The 20164-nt window shown below is 47.9% G+C and carries 22 protein-coding genes; 18 read left to right on the plus strand and 4 right to left on the minus strand.

The annotated features are described in order from the left end of the window. Positions 1-146 precede the first annotated feature (146 nt). Positions 147-590 carry a tetratricopeptide repeat protein gene (locus tag QJT81_12125; GenBank protein WGZ92615.1) on the plus strand — a complete coding sequence of 148 codons (444 nt, stop codon included), beginning with the start codon at positions 147-149 and terminating at the stop codon, positions 588-590. A 3-nt stretch (positions 591-593) separates the two neighbouring features. Further along, the gene (locus QJT81_12130) at positions 594-995 is read left to right on the plus strand and encodes a hypothetical protein (GenBank protein WGZ92616.1); all 402 of its coding nucleotides are present in this window, start codon (positions 594-596) and stop codon (positions 993-995) included. Between the two features lie 327 nt (positions 996-1322). Here QJT81_12130 and QJT81_12135 read toward each other — a convergent pair whose 3' ends face one another. From QJT81_12135 to panB, 3 genes are read right to left on the minus strand one after another with little or no spacing between them, the layout of a single operon-like run. Further along, the gene (locus QJT81_12135) at positions 1323-1703 is read right to left on the minus strand and encodes an aspartate 1-decarboxylase (GenBank protein WGZ92617.1); all 381 of its coding nucleotides are present in this window, start codon (positions 1701-1703) and stop codon (positions 1323-1325) included. Between the two features lie 48 nt (positions 1704-1751). After that, positions 1752-2618, minus strand: coding sequence for a pantoate--beta-alanine ligase (gene panC / locus QJT81_12140; GenBank protein WGZ92618.1), 867 nt, complete (start codon positions 2616-2618; stop codon positions 1752-1754). A 10-nt stretch (positions 2619-2628) separates the two neighbouring features. Beyond that, positions 2629-3438 (minus strand): 3-methyl-2-oxobutanoate hydroxymethyltransferase, encoded by an 810-nt coding sequence (gene panB / locus QJT81_12145; GenBank protein ID WGZ92619.1) that lies wholly within the window; start codon positions 3436-3438, stop codon positions 2629-2631. A 206-nt stretch (positions 3439-3644) separates the two neighbouring features. On the opposite strand from panB, the gene QJT81_12150 reads away from it, so the two are divergent. Next, entirely contained in the window at positions 3645-3902 is a 258-nt protein-coding gene (locus tag QJT81_12150) for a hypothetical protein (GenBank protein ID WGZ92620.1), read from the plus strand. A 20-nt stretch (positions 3903-3922) separates the two neighbouring features. On the opposite strand, the gene QJT81_12155 is transcribed toward QJT81_12150, so the two are convergent. Then, entirely contained in the window at positions 3923-4894 is a 972-nt protein-coding gene (locus QJT81_12155; protein WGZ92621.1) for an MBL fold metallo-hydrolase, read from the minus strand. Between the two features lie 161 nt (positions 4895-5055). On the opposite strand from QJT81_12155, the gene rfbA reads away from it, so the two are divergent. The 15 genes from rfbA to QJT81_12230 all read left to right on the plus strand — a co-directional run bounded on the left by rfbA (position 5056) and on the right by QJT81_12230 (position 20159). Next, the gene (gene rfbA, locus QJT81_12160) at positions 5056-5940 is read left to right on the plus strand and encodes a glucose-1-phosphate thymidylyltransferase RfbA (protein ID WGZ92622.1); all 885 of its coding nucleotides are present in this window, start codon (positions 5056-5058) and stop codon (positions 5938-5940) included. Continuing rightward, a complete protein-coding gene (rfbC, locus tag QJT81_12165; GenBank protein WGZ92623.1) occupies positions 5937-6485 on the plus strand; it encodes a dTDP-4-dehydrorhamnose 3,5-epimerase in 549 nt (182 codons plus the stop codon). Before rfbA ends, rfbC begins: the two co-directional genes overlap by 4 nt. After that, complete coding sequence (gene rfbD, locus QJT81_12170) at positions 6482-7357, plus strand: dTDP-4-dehydrorhamnose reductase (protein WGZ92624.1); 876 nt, start codon at positions 6482-6484, stop codon at positions 7355-7357. Before rfbC ends, rfbD begins: the two co-directional genes overlap by 4 nt. Further along, complete coding sequence (gene rfbB, locus QJT81_12175) at positions 7354-8421, plus strand: dTDP-glucose 4,6-dehydratase (protein ID WGZ92625.1); 1068 nt, start codon at positions 7354-7356, stop codon at positions 8419-8421. Before rfbD ends, rfbB begins: the two co-directional genes overlap by 4 nt. After that, on the plus strand, positions 8421-9377 hold the full coding sequence (locus QJT81_12180) for a class I SAM-dependent methyltransferase (GenBank protein ID WGZ92626.1): 957 nt from the start codon (positions 8421-8423) through the stop codon (positions 9375-9377). The genes rfbB and QJT81_12180 overlap by 1 nt, the downstream gene beginning before the upstream one ends. After that, the gene (locus tag QJT81_12185) at positions 9374-9835 is read left to right on the plus strand and encodes an oligosaccharide biosynthesis protein Alg14 (protein WGZ92627.1); all 462 of its coding nucleotides are present in this window, start codon (positions 9374-9376) and stop codon (positions 9833-9835) included. Before QJT81_12180 ends, QJT81_12185 begins: the two co-directional genes overlap by 4 nt. Next, positions 9832-10305: a glycosyltransferase gene (locus QJT81_12190; protein WGZ92628.1), complete on the plus strand. Its 474-nt coding sequence runs from the start codon at positions 9832-9834 to the stop codon at positions 10303-10305. Before QJT81_12185 ends, QJT81_12190 begins: the two co-directional genes overlap by 4 nt. Further along, on the plus strand, positions 10302-11582 hold the full coding sequence (locus QJT81_12195; GenBank protein ID WGZ92629.1) for an oligosaccharide flippase family protein: 1281 nt from the start codon (positions 10302-10304) through the stop codon (positions 11580-11582). The genes QJT81_12190 and QJT81_12195 overlap by 4 nt, the downstream gene beginning before the upstream one ends. 248 nt (positions 11583-11830) lie before the next feature. Further along, positions 11831-12889, plus strand: a complete 1059-nt coding sequence (locus tag QJT81_12200; GenBank protein WGZ92630.1) for a hypothetical protein — start codon at positions 11831-11833, stop codon at positions 12887-12889. A 9-nt stretch (positions 12890-12898) separates the two neighbouring features. Further along, positions 12899-13357: a DapH/DapD/GlmU-related protein gene (locus QJT81_12205; GenBank protein ID WGZ92631.1), complete on the plus strand. Its 459-nt coding sequence runs from the start codon at positions 12899-12901 to the stop codon at positions 13355-13357. Further along, positions 13354-14286: a glycosyltransferase family 2 protein gene (locus QJT81_12210; protein ID WGZ92632.1), complete on the plus strand. Its 933-nt coding sequence runs from the start codon at positions 13354-13356 to the stop codon at positions 14284-14286. The genes QJT81_12205 and QJT81_12210 overlap by 4 nt, the downstream gene beginning before the upstream one ends. Further along, positions 14286-15110, plus strand: a complete 825-nt coding sequence (locus tag QJT81_12215; protein WGZ92633.1) for a glycosyltransferase — start codon at positions 14286-14288, stop codon at positions 15108-15110. The genes QJT81_12210 and QJT81_12215 overlap by 1 nt, the downstream gene beginning before the upstream one ends. Before the next feature lie 310 nt (positions 15111-15420). Continuing rightward, a complete protein-coding gene (locus tag QJT81_12220; GenBank protein WGZ92634.1) occupies positions 15421-16821 on the plus strand; it encodes an undecaprenyl-phosphate glucose phosphotransferase in 1401 nt (466 codons plus the stop codon). A gap of 15 nt (positions 16822-16836) precedes the next feature. Continuing rightward, on the plus strand, positions 16837-17925 hold the full coding sequence (locus tag QJT81_12225; protein WGZ92635.1) for an acyltransferase: 1089 nt from the start codon (positions 16837-16839) through the stop codon (positions 17923-17925). 53 nt (positions 17926-17978) lie between these two features. Further along, positions 17979-20159: a polysaccharide biosynthesis tyrosine autokinase gene (locus QJT81_12230; protein ID WGZ92636.1), complete on the plus strand. Its 2181-nt coding sequence runs from the start codon at positions 17979-17981 to the stop codon at positions 20157-20159. Positions 20160-20164 lie beyond the last annotated feature (5 nt).

Here is a 20164-nt window from a genome sequence, read left to right on the forward strand (position 1 = left end):
TTTTCCATATCGCGGAAGTTTAAGAAGCGCGTCCCTGTTTCTAAATATCCCTCTAGGGGTAACACTCACCTCCCAGCGGGCTATTTCGGAACAAAGCGTAGAATGCGCTAAGATTGAAGTCCGATTTTACGTTCAAGGAGATTCCTGTGTCACAAACCGATAATGAGTCTATGGATTTCGCAAGTGGAATGGCAGCATTTGAAGCCAAACATTTTTCCCGTGCCATGCAACTGCTGTCCCCTTTTGCCGCACAAGGCGACCCAGTGGCGCAACACCTGTGTGCGATTATGTATCAAAACGGTTTAGGTATAGTCCGTAATGATGCTAAAGCCTTCCAACTCATGCAAGCTTCGGCAGAACAAGGTTATGGCCTGGCACAACATGGCTTGGGCTTTATGTACCTCGAAGGTGAATGTGTTCCCAAAAACGGCGCAGAAGCCGCCAACTGGTTCCGCAAAGCAGGCGAACAAGGGTTACAAGGCTCACTCACCACCTTGGCACTGATGTACCAACAAGGCAACGGTGTTCCGCACGATGAAGCCGAAGCGAAACGCTTGTATAAACTTGCAGGCTTCGACGATCTGGGGTAAACCATGCGCCAAGCAGGCAATAAACTACACGTCGTGGTCAACGATGTTCCCGTCTTGGAATTTGATCGCAGCCAGCCGATTCCCGGTCATCAACGTCTGTATTTAGACAATATGGATGTCAAAATGGCGCAAGGTATCACGGTTGACGGGGAGTTTCACTCTACCCCTAATCCGATAGTGCGCTCCCATTTTGTCGCAAACTCCATGGTCAACGCACTGTTTGCCGAGAATTATTCCTTGGCAATAGCCTTGTGCACATGGCTGGCAGACCGTATTCCTGATTTACAAATGGTGAAAGCCATCGGTGATATTGAAGCCGATATGGGCATTGAATTGGTGTTTGACCGCGACTATACCAAAGCAAAAACTGAACAGGGGATTAAGTTCTATAAGCCAGAAAAATAAACAAAATATGCGAATAAATAAAATTAATAAATTAAGTAGTGATTCAGCCCAAACCCGTAAGATGCACGGCATGGATGAAGGGCGCACAGCAATAACAACAAGCCCGGCTAACGATGGATGTTATGAAAAAGCCAGTCGGCTCAAGCATGAATCAATGCCGAACCGACCTTGAACGTTTAACTATCTGCAAGGGTGAGCAGACCCGACACAGATAAGAATCATAACAATAAGCGAATTTTCGCAACGTGTACCGAGCGACAATAGTAACAAGAAATGCTCGGTTTTTCCTGTTTATTTCCGATCAACTGTATTTATTAAGTGCGAACTTCAAGCCGCCTGCACCGCGATTTGCTTTGACGTATGCGTTACCCGATTGTGCTGATCTACATACACCAGTTGCGGCTGATGGACATTGGCCTGTGCCTCTGAAAACCCCGCATACGTACAAATAATAATCAAATCACCCGTACTAGCCTTATGCGCAGCCGCACCATTGATCGAAATAATCCCACTACCCGCTTCCGCACGAATGGCATACGTTGAAAAACGTTCACCATTGGTAATGTTGTAAATATGCAGTTGCTCATATTCACGAATATTCCCGATGCGTAGCAAGTTATCGTCAATCGCGCAAGAACCTTCATAGTCCAACTCAGCATGAGTGACAGTAACACGGTGCAGTTTGGATTTAAGAAGCGTCAGCTCCATGGCGGTTCCTCCGTAACGTTCAGTCAAGTATTTGGCAAAGCAATACTATTATGATGTTCCTGTTAATTTTTTCAATGTTAAGGGGATATTATCTATCAAGCGAGCTTTGCCCAGCCATGCCGAACCTAGCACCACCAAATTTTCATCCCCCACTTGCGCGGGTAACAAATCCACTGTGCGCCGAATTTCCACATAGTCCGGTTGGAAACCGCGTGATACCAGTGATTGCATTGCCTCGGTCTGTAAAGCAGCATAATCCTGCCTAGATTTGTGCAGCGCGTCAACCACTTCCCGCAAGGTCAACTGCAATCCGGGCGCAAGTTTCCGCTCGGCGGTGGTGAGGTAGCCATTCCGCGAACTCAGCGCCAATCCGTCAGCCTCACGCACCGTCGGTAAACCCTCAATATGAATGTCCATATCCAAGTCGCGCACCATCTGGCGAATCACCATCAATTGCTGGAAATCTTTCTCACCAAACACTGCAACATCCGGTTGCACCAGATGAAACAGCTTGCACACCACGGTAGAAACCCCCGTGAAATGACCGGGACGCGAAGCCCCTTCCAGCAAGGTACTAATCCCCGGCACTTCGACTTTGGTGGCTAAACCGCCTGTGGGATACATCAGCGCAGGCGTTGGCGTAAACACCAAATCCGCCCCACCCGCTTGCAACTTGCTGCAATCTTCCGCCAGAGTACGCGGATACGCGGCCAAATCTTCCTTGCGGTCAAATTGGGTTGGGTTCACAAAAATGGATACCACCACTTTGCTGCCTAGCTCCTGCGCGCGTTTTACCAAGGCAATATGCCCCGCGTGTAAATTACCCATTGTGGGCACAAAAGCAATGGTTTCACCCGCCCTGCGCCAGCTTTTGAGCTCTTCGCGCAATGCATCAATGGCTTGAACAATAATCATGGGATACTCTTTAGAAAAAACAGTGTTGATCGGCGGGGAATGTGCTCGCTTTTACGGCTTGCACATACGCAGCGACGGCTTGCGGAATGGTTGCGCCTGTACCGATAAAATCTTGGGAAAATTTCGGTGCACGCGGTGAAATACCCAGCATATCGTGTAAGACCAGCACTTGCCCGTCACAGTCGCGCCCTGCCCCAATCCCGATGGTTGGAATCTCTAAGGCTTGGGTAATTTGTGCTGCCAACGCCACGGGGACGCATTCCAACACCAACATATCTGCCCCAGCATCTTGCAGCGCTTTGGCATCATCGAGCATTTGCTTGGCGACAGCTTCATCACGACCTTGCACCCGGTAGCCGCCAAGTTTGTGGACGGATTGTGGTTGCAAACCCAAATGCGCACACACTGGCACGCCATGATGCGCCAGTTGTCTGACGGTAGCGACTTGCGGCGCACCGCCTTCTAACTTCACCATGTGTGCGCCACTTTCCTGCATCAAACGAGCGCTATTACGCAAGGCAAGTTCGGGCGAGGTGTAACTCATGAAAGGTAAATCGCCAATGACCAAAGCGCGTTGGCTAATTTTGGTGACAGCGCGAGTGTGGTAAACCATGTCATCCATCGTCACGGGAACAGTGGTTTCGTGACCTTGAATGACCATGCCCAAAGAATCACCGACGAGAATGACATCGACCCCTTGCGCGTCCAGCACCTTGGCAAAACTGGCGTCGTAAGCCGTTAGCATGACGATCTTTTCGCCTTCGCGTTTCATCTTGCGCAAGGTGGTGACGGTCACGCGTGGCTCAGGTTTCGTACTCATGCGGCTTATCTCCCAGAATCCGTTAAATGTTGCAGTGCAGTTTACCACACCGCAACATTTCAGCTAGTTAACCTGAGCGTTACCAGCAGTAGCCTGATGAAGCACATGCCACGACAATCTGCCCTAAAATAGAGAACACTTCTTTGCGCACAGACTCTGGTTTCGCCGTATCCTCATCCATCGCCACAGGTGTCGCACTAGCAAGATTGAATTGGATAGGCTTAGAGGATGAATTGATTTGCAAACAGGTACACGATTTTTATTTCCAAACCGTGCCCTTACTGGAAGCCAATGTTGTGCTATTGCGCATCGGCAGGGAAACCTTAGCCCTGTTGCAAGATGGCATTAGCATGGAAAGCTCTATTCGTTTTTTTTATGATGAAGTGCGCAAGCGCAGCCCCGAAGATGCCGAGGCTGTGCTGCAAAACGTGGGTCAAGACATGCAGGACATATTGGCGGAATAACGCCGCGATAGGCAATCGACTTAAAAATCTTCCTGTTCCGCCTCTAACACGGAGAGGCTGACGTGCTTGCCCAATTCTTCATTTAGCCCTTGCCAGTCTTTATAATCTGCTAATTTTTCGGCGATTTTAGGCTTCATTTCGTGCGCTTCCATCTCGTTGCGCATTTCTTTGACGGAGCTATACACCTTGCTCAGGTAATCGCGGTAATAGGTCAGCGTATTTTTGCTGCCAATAGGGCCATGACCAGGGACAACTTTGTCCACATCCAAGGTTAACGCGTGTTCGGCGGCTTTGATGCCACCGACGAAACTGCCGTCATCCATGCGCACAATGCGCTTGTTATTGATGTTATCGCCGGTGAACAGCACTTTTTCGCCCAAAACTTCGTACATCACGTCGGTTGATGAATGCACTTTGCCCTCGATAATGTGTGTTTTCAGGGTCAGGTCGCCGACTTTGATTTCCTGCGCATTGGCTAACACTTCGGTGGGAATAATCGCCTCTGTACCCGCCGTCGCTTTCTCGGTCATGGTATCCATCGTACTGATCCATTCTGCCGCCGCACCGTTGGTCGCTTCTTCAATCATGGTGGGGTGAGCGAAAAACTTCACGTCAGGATTTTCTTCCTTAAAGGCTTGATTGCCTAACCAATGATCACCGTGTACGTGCGTGGTAAACACCTGCGTAATCGGCTTATCGGTCACTTTACGAATGTGGGCTAATACGGCGCGACCGATGGCGGAACTCGAACCGGGGTCAATCACCGCCACCTCCTTATCGGTGACAATGAAACCGGGGTTATTCATAAAGCCCTTGTTTTCCTTGTTCGGATAACCCGTAGGACCTTGAATCACGTAAACATGTTCAGACACTTTTTCTGGCTTATACTTGTCCAACAAGTCTTGGTGTACGGGTTTATCCTCTGCCCACGTGTTCAGGCTCAATGTCACCACAGCGACACCACCCAACCAATGCCATACAGGTTGCTTCATGTTTACTTCTCCTCATTCGGTTCGATATTGTAAGACTGACAGGATAGATGATGCAGAAAGGCTGCAAAAAATTCCCATGCGTACCGGAATTAGCTGAAATTTCTGTGGGTTTGTCTACAATAGGCGGCTTTATCGAGTCAGCAGGCTGGTAGGCTTTATACATGCAACACAACAATAGTAATCGCAAGGGCATAATCCTCGCAGGCGGCAGTGGCACACGCCTCTACCCGTTGACCCGTGCGGTCAGCAAACAACTGATGCCAATCTACGATAAACCGATGATTTATTATCCGCTGACGGTGCTAATGCTCGCCGGGATTCGCGATATTCTCATCATCACCACCCCCGAAGATTCGGCGCAATTCCAGCACTTGCTAGGTGACGGTTCGCAATGGGGATTGAACATTGAATACGCGGTACAACCATCCCCCGATGGTTTAGCGCAAGCGTTCATCATTGGCGCTGATTTCCTCGGCAATTCACCCGCGACGCTGATTCTGGGTGACAATATTTACTACGGCGAAGGGCTATCCAGCCGTTTGCAAACCGTTGCCCAACAAACCTCCGGTGCAACCGTGTTCGCTTACTACGTCAAAGACCCCGAACGTTACGGTGTTGCCGAATTCGATGCCAATGGCAAAGCCCTCAGCATTGAAGAAAAACCTGAAAAACCACGTTCTAATTACGCCGTAACTGGCTTGTATTTCTACGACAATCAGATTGTGGATGTGGCGCGTGAAGTGCGCCCTTCCCCGCGTGGCGAGTTAGAAATCACCACCGTCAACCAGATTTATCTGGAACGCGGGCAGTTGCAGGTGGAAATGCTCAAACGCGGCACTGCGTGGTTGGATACCGGCACGCACGCTTCCCTGCTGGATGCTTCCAACTACATCCGCGTCATTGAAGAACGCCAAGGGCTGAAAATTGCCTGCCCCGAAGAAGTCGCGTGGCGCATGGGTTATATCGGTGACGAACAATTATTACAACTTGCCGAACCGTTGAAAAAAAGCGGGTACGGCGTATACCTCGCGGAATTGCTGAAATGAAGATTATCCCCACCAACATTCCCGACGTGCTGATCCTCGAACCGCAGGTGTTCGGCGATGCACGCGGCTTTTTTCTGGAAACGTGGAACAGCAAAACGTTTGCGGATGCAGGCTTAGACCTGAACTTTGTGCAAGACAATCACAGCCGTTCCGGTCAAGGTATTTTGCGCGGAATGCACTACCAAATCCAAAACCCGCAAGGCAAGCTGGTGCGCGTCACCAGCGGCAAAGTGTTTGATGTCGCAGTGGATTTACGCCAATCCTCACCCACCTTCGGGCAATGGGCGGGAGCAGAACTTTCCGCTGACAATCACCGCATGTTGTGGGTTCCGCCCGGTTTTGCACACGGCTTCTATGTCATGAGCGAATCGGCAGACTTTTTGTACAAATGTACTGACTTTTACGCCCCCGCTTACGACCGCAGCTTGCGCTGGGATGACCCGACTGTGGGTATCGAATGGCCGCTAATCAATGGCACACAGCCCACGATTTCCGCCAAAGACGAAGCAGGCAAAAGCTGGCAAGAGGCGGACAAATTCGCATGAAAATATTACTCACTGGCGCACACGGGCAACTTGGTTCAGAATTGCAAGCCACCTGCCCTGCCAATATCACCCTGATCCCGACTGATCGGGATACACTGGACATTACCGATCCGCAACAAGTCATCAATGCACTGGAACAACATCGCCCAGATGTCGTTATCAACGGTGCTGCTTATACCGCCGTCGACAAAGCGGAAACGGATAGCGCCAACGCTTACCTGATCAACCACGCCGCCGCACACGTCTTCGCCGCACAAGCAGCATTGTTTGATTATTACCTGCTGCAAATCTCAACCGATTTTGTGTTTGACGGGCTGCAATCCACCCCGTACCTGCCGAATGCCATCGCCAACCCACTCGGTGTTTACGGCGCAAGCAAACTCGCAGGCGAACAAGCCGTACAAGCTGCCTGCCCCAGTGCGGCTATTGTGCGCACCTCATGGCTGTATTCGGCTTACGGCAATAATTTCGTCAAAACCATGTTGCGCCTGATGCGCGAACGCGATTCCCTTGGCGTGGTAGCCGATCAAATCGGCACGCCGACATGGACAGGTACACTCGCGGCAACGCTGTGGTCATTCATCGCGCAAAAACCGCAGGGCATCTTCCACTGCGCCGATAACGGCGTGGCAAGCTGGTACGATTTCGCTGTTGCCATTCAGGAAGAAGCACTGGCGCTGGGATTGCTCAACAAAGCCATCCCCATCAAGCCGTTGCGCACCGACGAATACCCAACGCCCGCACGTCGCCCCACCTTCAGCGTGATGGATAGACGCGCAACTGAAGGCTTACTGGGCTACACTCTACCGCATTGGCGCAAGAGCTTGCGGCAGATGCTTACTCAATTGAAACAACAAAACGTAACAGCATGACAACGACATACACACCTAAACATCTGCTCGTCACTGGCGGCGCAGGCTTTATCGGCACAAATTTCGTGCATTTTTGGCTGCAACAATACCCAAACACCCGCTTGGTGATTCTGGATGCACTGACCTACGCTGGGCGCTACGAAAATCTGCAACCGTTGGAAGGACAAAGCAATTTCCGCTTCGTGCATGGCGATATTCTGGATCAGCCGTTGGTAGAGCAGTTGCTGCGCGAGGAAACCATCGACACGATTGTGCATTTCGCGGCTGAATCGCACGTTGACCGCTCGATTTATGGCCCGGATGCGTTCCTGAAAACCAATATCGACGGCACACACAGCTTGCTGAAAGCGGCAAAAACCGTGTGGCTGGATGAGAAACCGGGCTTTGTACACCGTTTCCACCACGTTTCCACCGATGAAGTGTATGGCACATTGTCAGCAACCGACCCAGCATTTACGGAAACCACCCCGTATGCGCCGAATTCGCCGTATGCCGCCAGCAAAGCTGCGTCTGATCACGTAGTCCGCGCCTACCAGCATACCTACGGCTTGCAGACCACGACCAGCAACTGCTCCAACAATTATGGCCCATACCAGTACCCGGAAAAGCTGATCCCGCTGGCGATTTCCAACCTGTTGCAAGGCAAACCCGTGCCGATTTATGGCGATGGTCAGCAAATCCGCGACTGGTTATACGTTGACGATCATAACCGGGGCATCGACCTGATTATCCGCACCGGGCGCATCGGCGAAACCTACAACATAGGCGGCAACAATGAGCAGGCAAACCTGAGCCTGATCCACGAATTGTGCGCATTGCTGGATGCACGTTTCCCCGATTCGCCGCATGTACCACACAATCAGCACATTGTGTACGTGACTGATCGTCCGGGGCATGACCGCCGTTACGCCATCGACAACAGCAAAATTTGCAGCGAATTGGGTTATGTACCCGCAGAAACCTTCCAAAGCGGTTTGGCAAAAACGCTGGATTGGTATTTGAGTCACCCCGACTTCTGGCAAGGTGATGTCAAGTTGTTTGGCACACACGAGGGCAAGGCTTAATGCAGTGCCGTATTTGTGGCAGTAACGGCGCACACCGCCACTATGTCGCCAAGGAAATGATGCTGGGGTTACGTGACGAACACCGTTATTTTCAGTGTGCGGATTGCGATTGCCTGCAAATCGAACAGATTCCTGCCAATATCACGGATTATTATCCCGACAACTATTATTCCTACAGCGATGCAACCAAAGCAGGTAATACGCTTAAACAAACCTTAACCAAGCTGCGGGATCGTTACGAAGTCACCGGTAAGTGTTTGCTTGGGCGTGTGATGCATTTGTGGATACCCCATGCGAAACTGGCGACTTTACGCCCGTTAAAGCTAACGCCAAGAGCCAAAATATTGGATGTAGGATGCGGTGCAGGCCATTTACTACTCTCACTAAATGAACTTGGCTTTAAAAACTTATTGGGAATTGACCCGTTTAATCATGCTGACATTCTTTATCCTAACGGTTTACGGATCGAAAAGCGGGATATTTTCAGCGAAACGGGACAATGGGACGTGGTAATGTTTCACCACTCTTTTGAACACTTACCGAATCAGCGTCTCCATTTAGGACAGGTATACAACATTCTAAAACCGGGCGGTATGGCTTTGGTACGTATACCAACCGTATCCTCCTATGTGTGGCAGGAATACGGCATAAATTGGGTACAATTGGATGCACCGCGCCATTTTTATCTGCATTCGGTCAAGAGTATGCAAGCATTAGCCGAACAAGCCGGTTTTTTGTGTGAGCAGGTGATATACGACTCCAACGCACTGCAATTTTGGGGCAGTAAGCAATATGAGCGGGATATTCCGTTGCGTGATCCTCGTTCGTGGTCAGAATCACCGGAAAAGTCATTGTTTACGCGCAAACAAATCACTGAATTTGAACAACGAGCACGCGAGTTAAATGCGCTGAACCAAGGGGATCAGGCAGCATTTTACTTGAGAAAACCGGCATGAATGGCAAGCCTAAGCTCCTCGCCATATCCTCCCCCGGCGGGCATTGGATTCAACTCACCCGACTATGTTCTGGGTTAGAAGGCCATTATCAGGTGGTATATGCCATGCCAGCAGCTTTGTTCACATCGGCTACGCTCAGTGAACGGAAAATGTATGCAGTAACGGATGTGAGTGCGGATGATAAATGGCGATTGGTTCCGTGTACCTTACAAATATTGTATATCCTTTTGAAAGAGCGCCCGAAAGCAATTTTATCCACGGGTGCAGCACCCGGTGCAGTAGCAATTTGGCTGGGCAGTTTTCTTGGTATCCGCACCATTTGGGTGGATAGCATTGCCAATGTGAAACACATTTCCCGTGCCGGTAAACTGGCAAAAAAGCGAGCGGATGTCTTCCTGACACAATGGGAACATTTAAGCAACAGCCAAGATATTCTGTTCAAAGGAGCAGTGCTGTGATCTTCGTCGCGGTGGGGACACAGTTTCCGTTTGACCGTCTGATCCGTGCCGTAGACGAGTGGGCAGCACAACATAATGTTACGGGGATGGCGCAGATTGCTGGTGGTGAGTATTTGCCGCAACACTTGCAATGGGAACGTTTTATGACCACCGCCGTGTTCAATCAGCACTTGCAAGCGGCTGATTTGATTATTTCGCACGCTGGCATGGGCAATATCATCACCGCCCTCGAAAACCACAAACCCATTATCGTCATGAACCGCCAACACGCATTGGGCGAACACCGCAATGACCACCAACTGGATGGGTTGGAATGGATGGGTAAATTGCCGGGCGTGTATACCGCCTCCACGCAAGACGAGTTGTATGCATTGCTGGAACGGCGGCAGGAATTGTATGCCACCCCACTGGCAACGGATGCTCGACGGCAAACTCTGGTCGATTTTATTGATCAAGCCATCCGCGCATGAGCAAAATAAACTCACTATTACACACCAGTCTGATTACTACCTCCAGCCGCTTTTTGGGTGTAGGGCTTAACTATGCCGTCATCCTGATCCTGACAAATACCTTGAGTACCGACGAATCAGGCATGGTTTTATTGTTGATGGTGTTGATTCCTGCCGCCGCTTTATTCAGCCGTTTAGGCGTCGAACAATGGCTTGTACGCGATGTGGCACGTCTGCCGGAAACGGATACACGCTTGCAAGCAGCTTACTTACGTGATGCGTACAAACTGGTGTTATGCAGCAGTGGCGCGTTCATTGTTCTGTGGTTCTTGTGTGTTCCTGTCATACAACATAGACTATTTGATGATGCCATACACGCCTTACCATTATGGTTAGCCGCCGTAGGTATCTTATTGTTTAATGTGGTGATGATTAATGCCGCTTTTCTGAAGGCGGTACATTACACCTCAGCGTCGATGCTGGTGCAAAATAGTTTGCCAGCCGTGACGTTCTTGATATTAATCGGGCTGTTCTGGCAATTACTAACAGTGAACCAAACCCATTTGTTATTGTATAGTGGGTCACTCTTGTTGGCTGGGCTACTATCGTTTTGGTGGTTGCGCCCTTGGTGGCAAGACTTATTGGTTCGGCATAATTCACGTTGGTCAATGCGTGAGGTATGGCAGCAGTCTCTCCCCCTTGCGCCTGTTTCCATCTTGGCTTTTTTAATGTTATGGACAGATACATTACTGACAGGGTGGATGTTGAATAACCATGATGTTGCATTATACAGCGTTGCCGCTCGCCTATCGTTTGTCAGTTTATTTTTTCTGGGTGCAATGGATGCCACCATTTACCCACGCTTACTGCGTATCCACCAGCAACAACCTGAACAGGCTAAACGCTTTTTCTGGCAAGCTACCGCATTAGTGGCAGGAATTTTAGGTGGCGTGACATTAGTATTATTGCTGTTAAGCGATGTGTTGCTGGCACTGTTTAAACCCGACTACCTGCAAGCTAGTAATGTGTTAAGTATTCTGTTGCTGGCACAACTGGTCAGGGCATTGAGTTTGACATTCTCATTCATGTTCATCATTAAAGAGCAAGTCTGGTATCTGAACACCTTACTAGGTACTGCTTTAATGGTAGATATTGTGAGTAATTTGCTGTTGATTCCTCTATACGGAATCGCAGGGGCGGCAGCGGCAACCCTATTGGCAAATAGCGTGCTAACCGGCGGCGTAATCTTGCTGTTCTTCAAAAACCGCCTGCTAAGCGAACATGGGCAACTATACTAGGAAGCACCATGCTAAGAGTTATTGCTATCTCATTCATTATATCAACATTTATCCCTTCTGAATTTTTTTTCATGGTGGGATCAGTACGAATTGAAGCTTACCGTCTCATATTAGGTTTAGCATTGCTGTATGCGGCATTTAACTTTAGGCTGGCGCTTCAACAAGCTGATTTAGTAGATATTTTACTAATAGCATTAACGGGGTTCGTATTCGCTAGCTTTTTGCATAATCATGGCCTTCAAAAAGCGGTGGAATCCACTGGAATTTTCGCTATCGAAACCTTGGGAGCTTTTTATCTCGCCCGCCTGTTTATTACCACACCACAACGCTTTTATCGGCTAAACCAAATATTTATTACGCTCTTAGCTTTACTCACCACCTTGACATTTTACGAAGCCTTTACCCAACACCGCGTGTTACATGAAGTGGCGGAGAATATTACCGGTAATCAGGCTCTCGACCCGCGCTTGTATACGCATTATTACATCCGCAATGGCATTATGCGGGCGACCAGCTTGTTTGAGCATCCGATTTTATACGGAACCTTGATGGCCTTGTTCTTCCCGTTCGCCATCCTACTGGTATTACGTTACCGTAGTACCGGACATGTATTAACATTGGGTGGATTAGTCACCTCGATGATTTTAACGTTATCGTCTGCGCCACTATTAGCCATTATTTTTCAGGGATTTACTGCCATATTGGTTAGATTCTGGCAAAACGCCCGTGAGTTTTGGCTGTCGATGTTTTTTGGCGGGCTTGCCACCGCTTTATTGATTGAAGCATTTTCTAACAGGGTTTTTTTCGGGATCCTCATTTCTTACCTGACCTTTAACCCCAATACAGGCTACTTCCGTATTTTGCAGTGGGAATACACCACCGATGACATCCGTGACAACCTGATTCTGGGTATCGCGCATCACGATTGGACACGCCCGTATTGGATGGAATGGATGGGGAATAGCATTGACAGTTTCTGGCTATTATTGATTCTCCAGCACGGTTTGTTCGCATTAATCCTATTGCTGTTGGCGTGCTTGTATGCTGTTTTCCATACCCTCAACCTTGCGCATCACCATTGTGAGCAACACCGCTGGATGGTATCTGCCTGGATTATGTCGTTCATGTCACTGATTCTAATCGGCTTTACGGTGGATTATTTCGGTAAGTTACAACCCCTCTTTTTCTTTATGCTGGGGGCAATTGGTTGGGCACACTATTATCCTTTATGGAACCGTCAGGCGGAAGAATTGGCATCATCAGACAATTCCCACAATACTAACCTCAACGATAACCGTGAAAATTAAAGACAAGACATGAGACTGCGTTTTATTAATCAAAGAGTATTTATGTGGCTGGTATGGTTTCGTGACAGTCTACTCTGGCTGCGCACCTGGTATTTCCGCACCATTTATGGCATGAATATCGCACCCGATGTACGGATTTCTTTTAAGGCAAGGCTGGACAAAACGAACCCTCGCTGTGTTGAAATTGGGGAAAAAACTTATATTGCATTCGATGCCATTATCCTTGCGCATGATTATGCTACCCGACGACATGGTGGGCAATTCGAGCAAAAGACTCGCATTGGGACTAACTGTTTTATCGGCTGTGCGGCGATTATTTTGCCGGGAGTCAGCATCGGCGATCAGGTCATTGTTGGAGCAGGTAGTGTCGTTACCAAAGATGTGCCTGCGCATTCAATTGTAGCGGGTAATCCAGCCAAAGTAGTGCGTTCCGGCATCCAGACGATTGCTTATGGGAGATTGGTATGATCACTGCCACACCAGACGTTAGCATCATTCTGGTTTCTTATAATACATCTAGTTACATCCGCCGTGCACTGGAGTCGCTATTTCGCGAAACCCAATTGACCTCTTTTGAGGTCATCGTGGTGGATAATGCCTCTGGTGACGGTTCTGTCGCGATGATTCGTCAGTTTTTTCCGCAAGTGATGCTGATTGAATCTGGGGAAAATCTGGGCTTTGCAGGAGGAGTGCAACTGGGCGCACAACAGGCAAAAGGTAGCTATCTGCTGTTGTTAAACCCAGATACGGTAATTGTTAATGCAGCCGTAGATCGTTTATTGCACTTCGCCAGACTTTACCCGGATAGCGGTATTTGGAGCGGCGTTACCCTCAATAACGATATGAGCCTGAATACTCAACATGCCTGGAGCAGGCCTAACTTACGTGATTTATTTTATAGTGCTATAGGATTAAGTAAGTTATTCAATAAAACCTGCGTATTCAATAACGCCAACTACGGTTGCTGGGCACGCGATACCATCAAAGATGTGGATATTGTGTCCGGTTGCTTCTTTCTAACCACCCGTGAATTGTGGGATAAACTCGGTGGGCTGGATGCCAGCTTTTTCATGTACGCCGAAGAAGCCGACTATTGCCTACGTGCCAAAACCCTAGGTTATCAACCAATAGTCACACCTGATGCCCGCATTATCCATCACGGCGGTGTCAGCCACAGTCATTTTTCTGGAAAACAAATCAAGTTACTCAAAGGTAAAGTGGAGCTGTTCAATCGACACGTAGCTGCGTGGCAACGCCCTGCCTACACAGCTTTACTTTATTTCTATGTACTGAACAAATATATATTACATACCGTTTTCAAACCACACTCAGAACAACGGCGTGAGTGGCGAACCATATTTGCACAACGTGCGGACTGGTTGAGAGGGTATCGTTAATGGCGAGCGTGATTGTTCCTGCACACAATGAAGCGAGCGTGATCCGGCGTTGCTTAGATAGTCTCAAAGATCAGCCAGATATAGAGACACTGATTGTGGCCTGTAATGGGTGTACTGATAATACGGCTGACATTGTGCGCAACGAATACCCGCAAGCGATTTGCTTAGAGATTGAAATACCTTCTAAAGTCAATGCCTTGAATGAAGCTGAAAAACATGTCACTAGCTGGCCCGTCTTTTACCTTGATGCTGATACATGTCTATCACCTAATGCGATTCACGCGATTACACAAATAATGGCGAGTGGTAGCCCCTTGTTGGCTGCACCCGAACCGGTTATTGACACATCCCAATCTTCTTGGGCAGTCCGGCAGTATTATCGTATTTGGTTGCAACTGCCCTATATTCGCGAAGGCGTGGTGGCTACCTGTAGCTATGTCATTAGTCGGGAAGGCCATCAACGTTTCCAGAAATTTCCGGCTGTTATCAATGATGACGGTTTTGTGCGTTGCCAATTTGAGCGTCACGAACGTCATAATATTGCTGGCACACAAATCTTTATTAATGCCCCCCGTAATCTCACTTCGTTAATCAAGATTAAAACACGCGCACGTTTAGGTAATATGCAGTTAGCCAGCAGCAATCTCTGCACTAAAACAGACAAAAAACCGTATTCCCGCATCTTGCTTGATAAACTGATGAGTCGTGATGCAGTACCTGCTATCGTCTATGTGTTCATTGCAAGTTTCATTCGCTGGCGAGCCAAGCAGCAATATCGCCACTTGCAAACCTATACATGGGAAAAAGACCAGTCTTCACGTTAAAAAATCACATCATGTTCATACCGAATACTTATAAGAAAATGCCGTTTGTATTTTTTTTACGACAAAACTCCCCAACTGAGCTATATTACAAGCCAGTTTCAGCAACTTTCGAGTGTCATCACGGTTGCCTGATAACCAAAAGAACTATTTGAATAACAAATAGATGGGGCTTTTGTGCCATTTATTATTTTGCTTGTAACAGCGAGTTAACGTGTTGTTTTTTTACATCACCCTCTAGCCTATGCTCGCTGGTTAACAACACACTCCATGATGGCGTTTGGTGCAGCCATTGTTAGAGGATAACGGTTGAATGGAAAACTTGAAGACAAATAACAAAATCAGCGCTGAACTGATCTACCGAGGTACAGACACGTTAATTATTCTGGGAATTGTTATCCTCGCATCTTTACATTCAAGCACTTACAACATTCAAGGTTACTTAAGTATCGGTCTCGGCACCTCACTTTTGTTTGGCTTGGTGGGTCGATTTACCGATATTTACACATCGTGGAGTGGAAGACCATTCTTCCGTGACGAAGTTATACGCCTTATTGTGACCTGGTTAGTGACCTTTTTGTTCCTTATTTTCATTATTTTTGCTGCAAAAACTTCAGAAGAGTTTTCACGCTTTGTATTGATAGGCTGGTTATTTATCACGCCGCTACTGCTAATCAGTAGCCGTTATGCTCTACGTAATTTACAAGCTTCACTCAAACGTATCGGCATTAACAACCACAGCATTGCCATTGCTGGCATCACCCAGCAGGGTTTACATTTTGCTCAAATGATTGAAAGCCAACCCGATTCTGGGTTTCAAATTGCTGGGTTTTACCATTTGGAAGACAATAGTTCTGCGCTTCAACTGCCACGGCACTATGCCAACCTCGGTAATGCAGAAGCGATGAAAGAAGCAGCACGCACAGGCGAGTGGGATCAGATTTACCTTGCACCAGCATCGGGACAGTCAACATTCTCTATGTGTCTGATCAATGAACTGTCAGACACGATCACACCGATTCGTCTTATCCCAGACGACTTTACCAACTCATTGTTACACAGCCGTTACATGGAAATTGCTGAAACACCCGTTTTACGTATTTATGATGCCCCAATGTCTACACAACGGGCATTAATCAAGCGCATAGAAGATTTGTTTCTGGGAGCGCTGATTTTAGCCCTTGTGTCACCCATGATGCTGGTCATTGCTATTGCGATTAAATTGTCTTCACCCGGCCCTATCTTATTCAAGCAGACAAGACACGGCTTGCGAGGTGAAAAATTCCAAGTACTGAAATTCCGTACCATGATAGTCTGTGAAAATGGTGGAAATATTAAACAGGCAACCCGTAATGACTGCCGGATCACTCGCATAGGTTCTTTCCTACGCAAAACATCGTTGGATGAATTACCACAGTTTTTCAACGTGCTACAAGGCCATATGTCGATTGTGGGGCCGCGTCCACACGCAGTTGCCCATAATGAAGAATACCGCCAACTCATCCCCGGTTATATGCGTCGCCACCTGATGAAACCTGGTATCACTGGCTGGGCACAAGTGAATGGCTGGCGTGGCGAAACCGATACGCTATTTAAAATGGAAAAGCGTGTAGAACTTGATATGGAATACATCCGTAGCTGGAGCTTAGCGCTGGATCTGAGAATTATTGTTGTGACGGTCTTCAAAACGTTGTATGACAAAAATGCTTACTAGAGCCACAATAAAGCAGTGAGAATCGAACAACTTACCTTCACCCGTTACGTCGCAGCGCTAACGGTCGTGTTTTTTCACTACGGCACAACCGTGTTTCCGGCAAATCTGGCGTGGGTAAACCCGGTATTGGCAGCAGGGCCTATTGCCGTTAGTTACTTTTACGTACTCTCCGGCTTTATCATGGCAATTGCTTATTATCGCCCCGATAAATCACAGCAAGCATTTGATACGCGGCGCTATTGGTGGGCACGAGTCGCACGGATTTACCCCGTATACCTGTTAGCACTGTTGCTGATGGTAGCAGCAAAGTTTCAAAGTGCAGGGAGTGAACCGTTAACCGTCGCACTTAGCTTGAGCATGTTGCAAGCATGGATACCAAGCTACCCTTTAACGTTAAATTCACCCGGCTGGTCATTATCAGTAGAGGCATTTTTCTACTTGTGTTTTCCACTGTTGCTCCTGCTGGTGAAACGTTATCACTTGGTACACCTCACCATTGCTGCCGGACTATTGTGGTTAGTCACTCAAATCGGGCATACCCTCCTGCTTAATACAGAAGCGTACACACCGCGTGGATTATTGCATGATGTTATTTTTTACAATCCATTCATGCATCTAAATACATTTATCATTGGCTTTATCGCGGGAGCATGGCTACAAATGGGTAAGCTGCAACGCTTAAGTAGCCCTGGCTTAAATGTCCCTGGGCTGGTGCTGGTGTTAGCATTCATCATCATGATACTGATTACCCGTCAACCTATAATAGACAGCACTGGTATTGCGTTTGACTACACCAATGGCCTGATTGCCCCGCTATTTTTATTGTTTATAGTCCTCCTTGCACTGAATACCGGAAAAATTAGCCGGTTTCTGCAACACAAATGGCTGGTATTGCTGGGTGAAGCCAGTTTTTCACTGTATATCTTGCAAAAACCACTGCATGGCATTTATGAAAAATTGATGCCTGCGGGGATAGATGTTAATGGAGCACTGCATTTTTACGTTTTTGTAGTACTGCTAACCATCAGTGCATTATTTTCTTATTGGTTTTTTGAAGCACCACTACGACGCTTAATCAACAACTTTGTTAACCGTGCCCCCTAAGAATTGCTACAATCGGGCGCTCTACTCAACTTGGCCTATAGACCCTCTATATCATGCAAAATGACCAGCACAACCGCCATCAAACCAGCACTTACGCACCTGATTTGCTGAAAAAACCAGATACACTTGACTTGCGCGAGTTCGGGCGTACCTTGCTACGCCGCAGACGCATGATTATGTTGATCACAGCACTTACCTTACTCTTGGCATTGCTCATCACGCTATTGAGTAAACCCGTTTATCGAGCCACCGCGACACTGCAAATCGAACGTGAATCCAGCAAGGTCGTCAACATCGACAATATTCTAGGTTCTGGTGACATTCGCGACACCCGCGATTTTTATCAAACACAATTCGAGTTAATTCGCAGCCGCGCATTAGCGGCTCAAGTTATCACCAAGTTGAAACTAGAAGAAAAACTCTCCAGTACCTCGATTATTGGTCAGATCAAAGCATGGTTTAATACCCCTGATGCCAATAGCCAACAAACGGCACTCGAAGATCTGCTGCTGGACAATCTAACCGTAGAACCGGTTAAAAACTCACGTTTAGTCGCCATCAGTTATACCTCATCTGACCCCACTCAAGCTGCTGACATTGCCAATGCAGTCGTCAGTACATTCAAAGACATGAATACCGAACGGCGTTTGTCTGCCACCACAGATGCCTCCGAATACCTCGATAAAACCGTGCAAGAAACCAAAACACTCTTGGATGAGTCTGAACAACGTTTGAACCAATACGCCCGTGAACATGAAATTTTCCAACTCGACGGCGAAGAATCCACCACTTCATCACTCGCGTTGAAGCAGCTTTCCGAAGAACTCATCAAAGTACAAAAACAGCGCATTGAACAAGAAAGCAAATACGAAATTCTTACCGATAAAAGTCGCACCCTAAACGATCGTATCGGCGTCTTGGAAAAAGATGCATCTTACCTGCAAGCGATGCAACAGCGCCTAGACAAGCTCAAAGCCCAGCAAGAAAAACAAACCATTGCCAATCTGAGCAAGGAAATCACCAAACTCGAAAAAGACATTGAAATCGAAGTTGACGCAAAACGTGATTCTCTCAAAAATGAGCTAGAAACCACTAAACGTAAAGAAAGCATGATCCGCGAAGGCATAACCAAAGCTAAAACCGAAGCTATGCAAGAACAAGATAAAACCATTGCCTATAGCACGCTCAAGCGAGAAGTCACAACCAATCAAGAACTCTACCAAAACCTGCAACAGCGCCTGAAAGAAATCAATATTGCCGGTGGTGTGGTTGCCAACAACATCGCCATTATTGACCCTGCACAAACGCCACTCAAAAAATTCAAGCCTAATTTATCCACCAATCTGTTATTCGGTGGCTTACTCGGATTATTGCTAGGCATATCCGCTGCCTTCATGCGTGAATTTCTGGATGATACCGTCAAAGATATTAACGAGTTGGAACGGGTCACCCAACTTCCGGTACTTGGCGTTATGGCTGAAACGACGGATGCTAACACCCGGCAACTGGCAACTGCCACTATCAGCAAGCCACGTTCCGTTATCGCTGAAGCTTTCCGTTCATTGCGTACCAGCTTGCGTTTTTCACACCAACGTGATGATACACCCATCATTTTTATCACCAGTACCAGCCCTAATGAAGGCAAAACCACCACCGCCAGTAACCTAGCCTGTGCTTATGCATCGGCAGGGAACCGTGTACTGCTAATTGATGCGGATTTGCGCAACCCTTCATTACACAAAACCCTAGGCATTCATGCACCTAATGGTTTAGCCAACTACCTTTCTGGCGCATTGGATAATCGTGAATTGATTCAAACCACTGACATTCCTAATTTATACTTACTCCCGGCAGGAAGCTTGCCGGATGATCCGGCTGAATTACTGTCCTCACCCCACATGCATTCCCTATTAGCAAGTGCTAAACGTGATTTTGACCAGATCATTTTGGATGGTCCGCCGGTATTAGGGCTTGCCGATGCATTGATTCTGGCGTCACAATCTTCCGCCACTTTGCTCACTGTTCGCGCTGAATATACCCGCATGGTTATGTTGGAAAATGCCCTAACCCGTTTACGCCGTGCGCAAGCGCCACTCGTCGGCATCTTACTGAATCGCGTTGACTTGAACAGCGGTTATGGCGATGACTATGGTGGTTACGTTTACCAAGCCGAAGAACAGCAGGTAAACCCCAGCGCAGTGAGTAAATGGTTGACTGCCTTGAAAAAACTGTAATAAGG

Origin of the sequence: Candidatus Thiothrix putei, assembly GCA_029972225.1 — a bacterium.
GTDB classification, from domain to species: Bacteria; Pseudomonadota; Gammaproteobacteria; order Thiotrichales; family Thiotrichaceae; genus Thiothrix; species Thiothrix putei.

Bases quoted from the DNA above. Each gene is read 5' to 3' on its own strand.
- QJT81_12130 (WGZ92616.1), top strand. From the start codon at position 594: ATGCGCCAAGCAGGCAATAAACTACACGTCGTGGTCAACGATGTTCCC.
- QJT81_12135 (WGZ92617.1), bottom strand. From the start codon at position 1,703: ATGGAGCTGACGCTTCTTAAATCCAAACTGCACCGTGTTACTGTCACT.
- panC (WGZ92618.1), bottom strand. From the start codon at position 2,618: ATGATTATTGTTCAAGCCATTGATGCATTGCGCGAAGAGCTCAAAAGC.
- panB (WGZ92619.1), bottom strand. From the start codon at position 3,438: ATGAGTACGAAACCTGAGCCACGCGTGACCGTCACCACCTTGCGCAAG.
- QJT81_12155 (WGZ92621.1), bottom strand. From the start codon at position 4,894: ATGAAGCAACCTGTATGGCATTGGTTGGGTGGTGTCGCTGTGGTGACA.
- rfbA (WGZ92622.1), top strand. From the start codon at position 5,056: ATGCAACACAACAATAGTAATCGCAAGGGCATAATCCTCGCAGGCGGC.
- rfbC (WGZ92623.1), top strand. From the start codon at position 5,937: ATGAAGATTATCCCCACCAACATTCCCGACGTGCTGATCCTCGAACCG.
- rfbD (WGZ92624.1), top strand. From the start codon at position 6,482: ATGAAAATATTACTCACTGGCGCACACGGGCAACTTGGTTCAGAATTG.
- rfbB (WGZ92625.1), top strand. From the start codon at position 7,354: ATGACAACGACATACACACCTAAACATCTGCTCGTCACTGGCGGCGCA.
- QJT81_12180 (WGZ92626.1), top strand. From the start codon at position 8,421: ATGCAGTGCCGTATTTGTGGCAGTAACGGCGCACACCGCCACTATGTC.
- QJT81_12185 (WGZ92627.1), top strand. From the start codon at position 9,374: ATGAATGGCAAGCCTAAGCTCCTCGCCATATCCTCCCCCGGCGGGCAT.
- QJT81_12195 (WGZ92629.1), top strand. From the start codon at position 10,302: ATGAGCAAAATAAACTCACTATTACACACCAGTCTGATTACTACCTCC.
- QJT81_12205 (WGZ92631.1), top strand. From the start codon at position 12,899: ATGAGACTGCGTTTTATTAATCAAAGAGTATTTATGTGGCTGGTATGG.
- QJT81_12210 (WGZ92632.1), top strand. From the start codon at position 13,354: ATGATCACTGCCACACCAGACGTTAGCATCATTCTGGTTTCTTATAAT.
- QJT81_12215 (WGZ92633.1), top strand. From the start codon at position 14,286: ATGGCGAGCGTGATTGTTCCTGCACACAATGAAGCGAGCGTGATCCGG.
- QJT81_12220 (WGZ92634.1), top strand. From the start codon at position 15,421: ATGGAAAACTTGAAGACAAATAACAAAATCAGCGCTGAACTGATCTAC.
- QJT81_12230 (WGZ92636.1), top strand. From the start codon at position 17,979: ATGCAAAATGACCAGCACAACCGCCATCAAACCAGCACTTACGCACCT.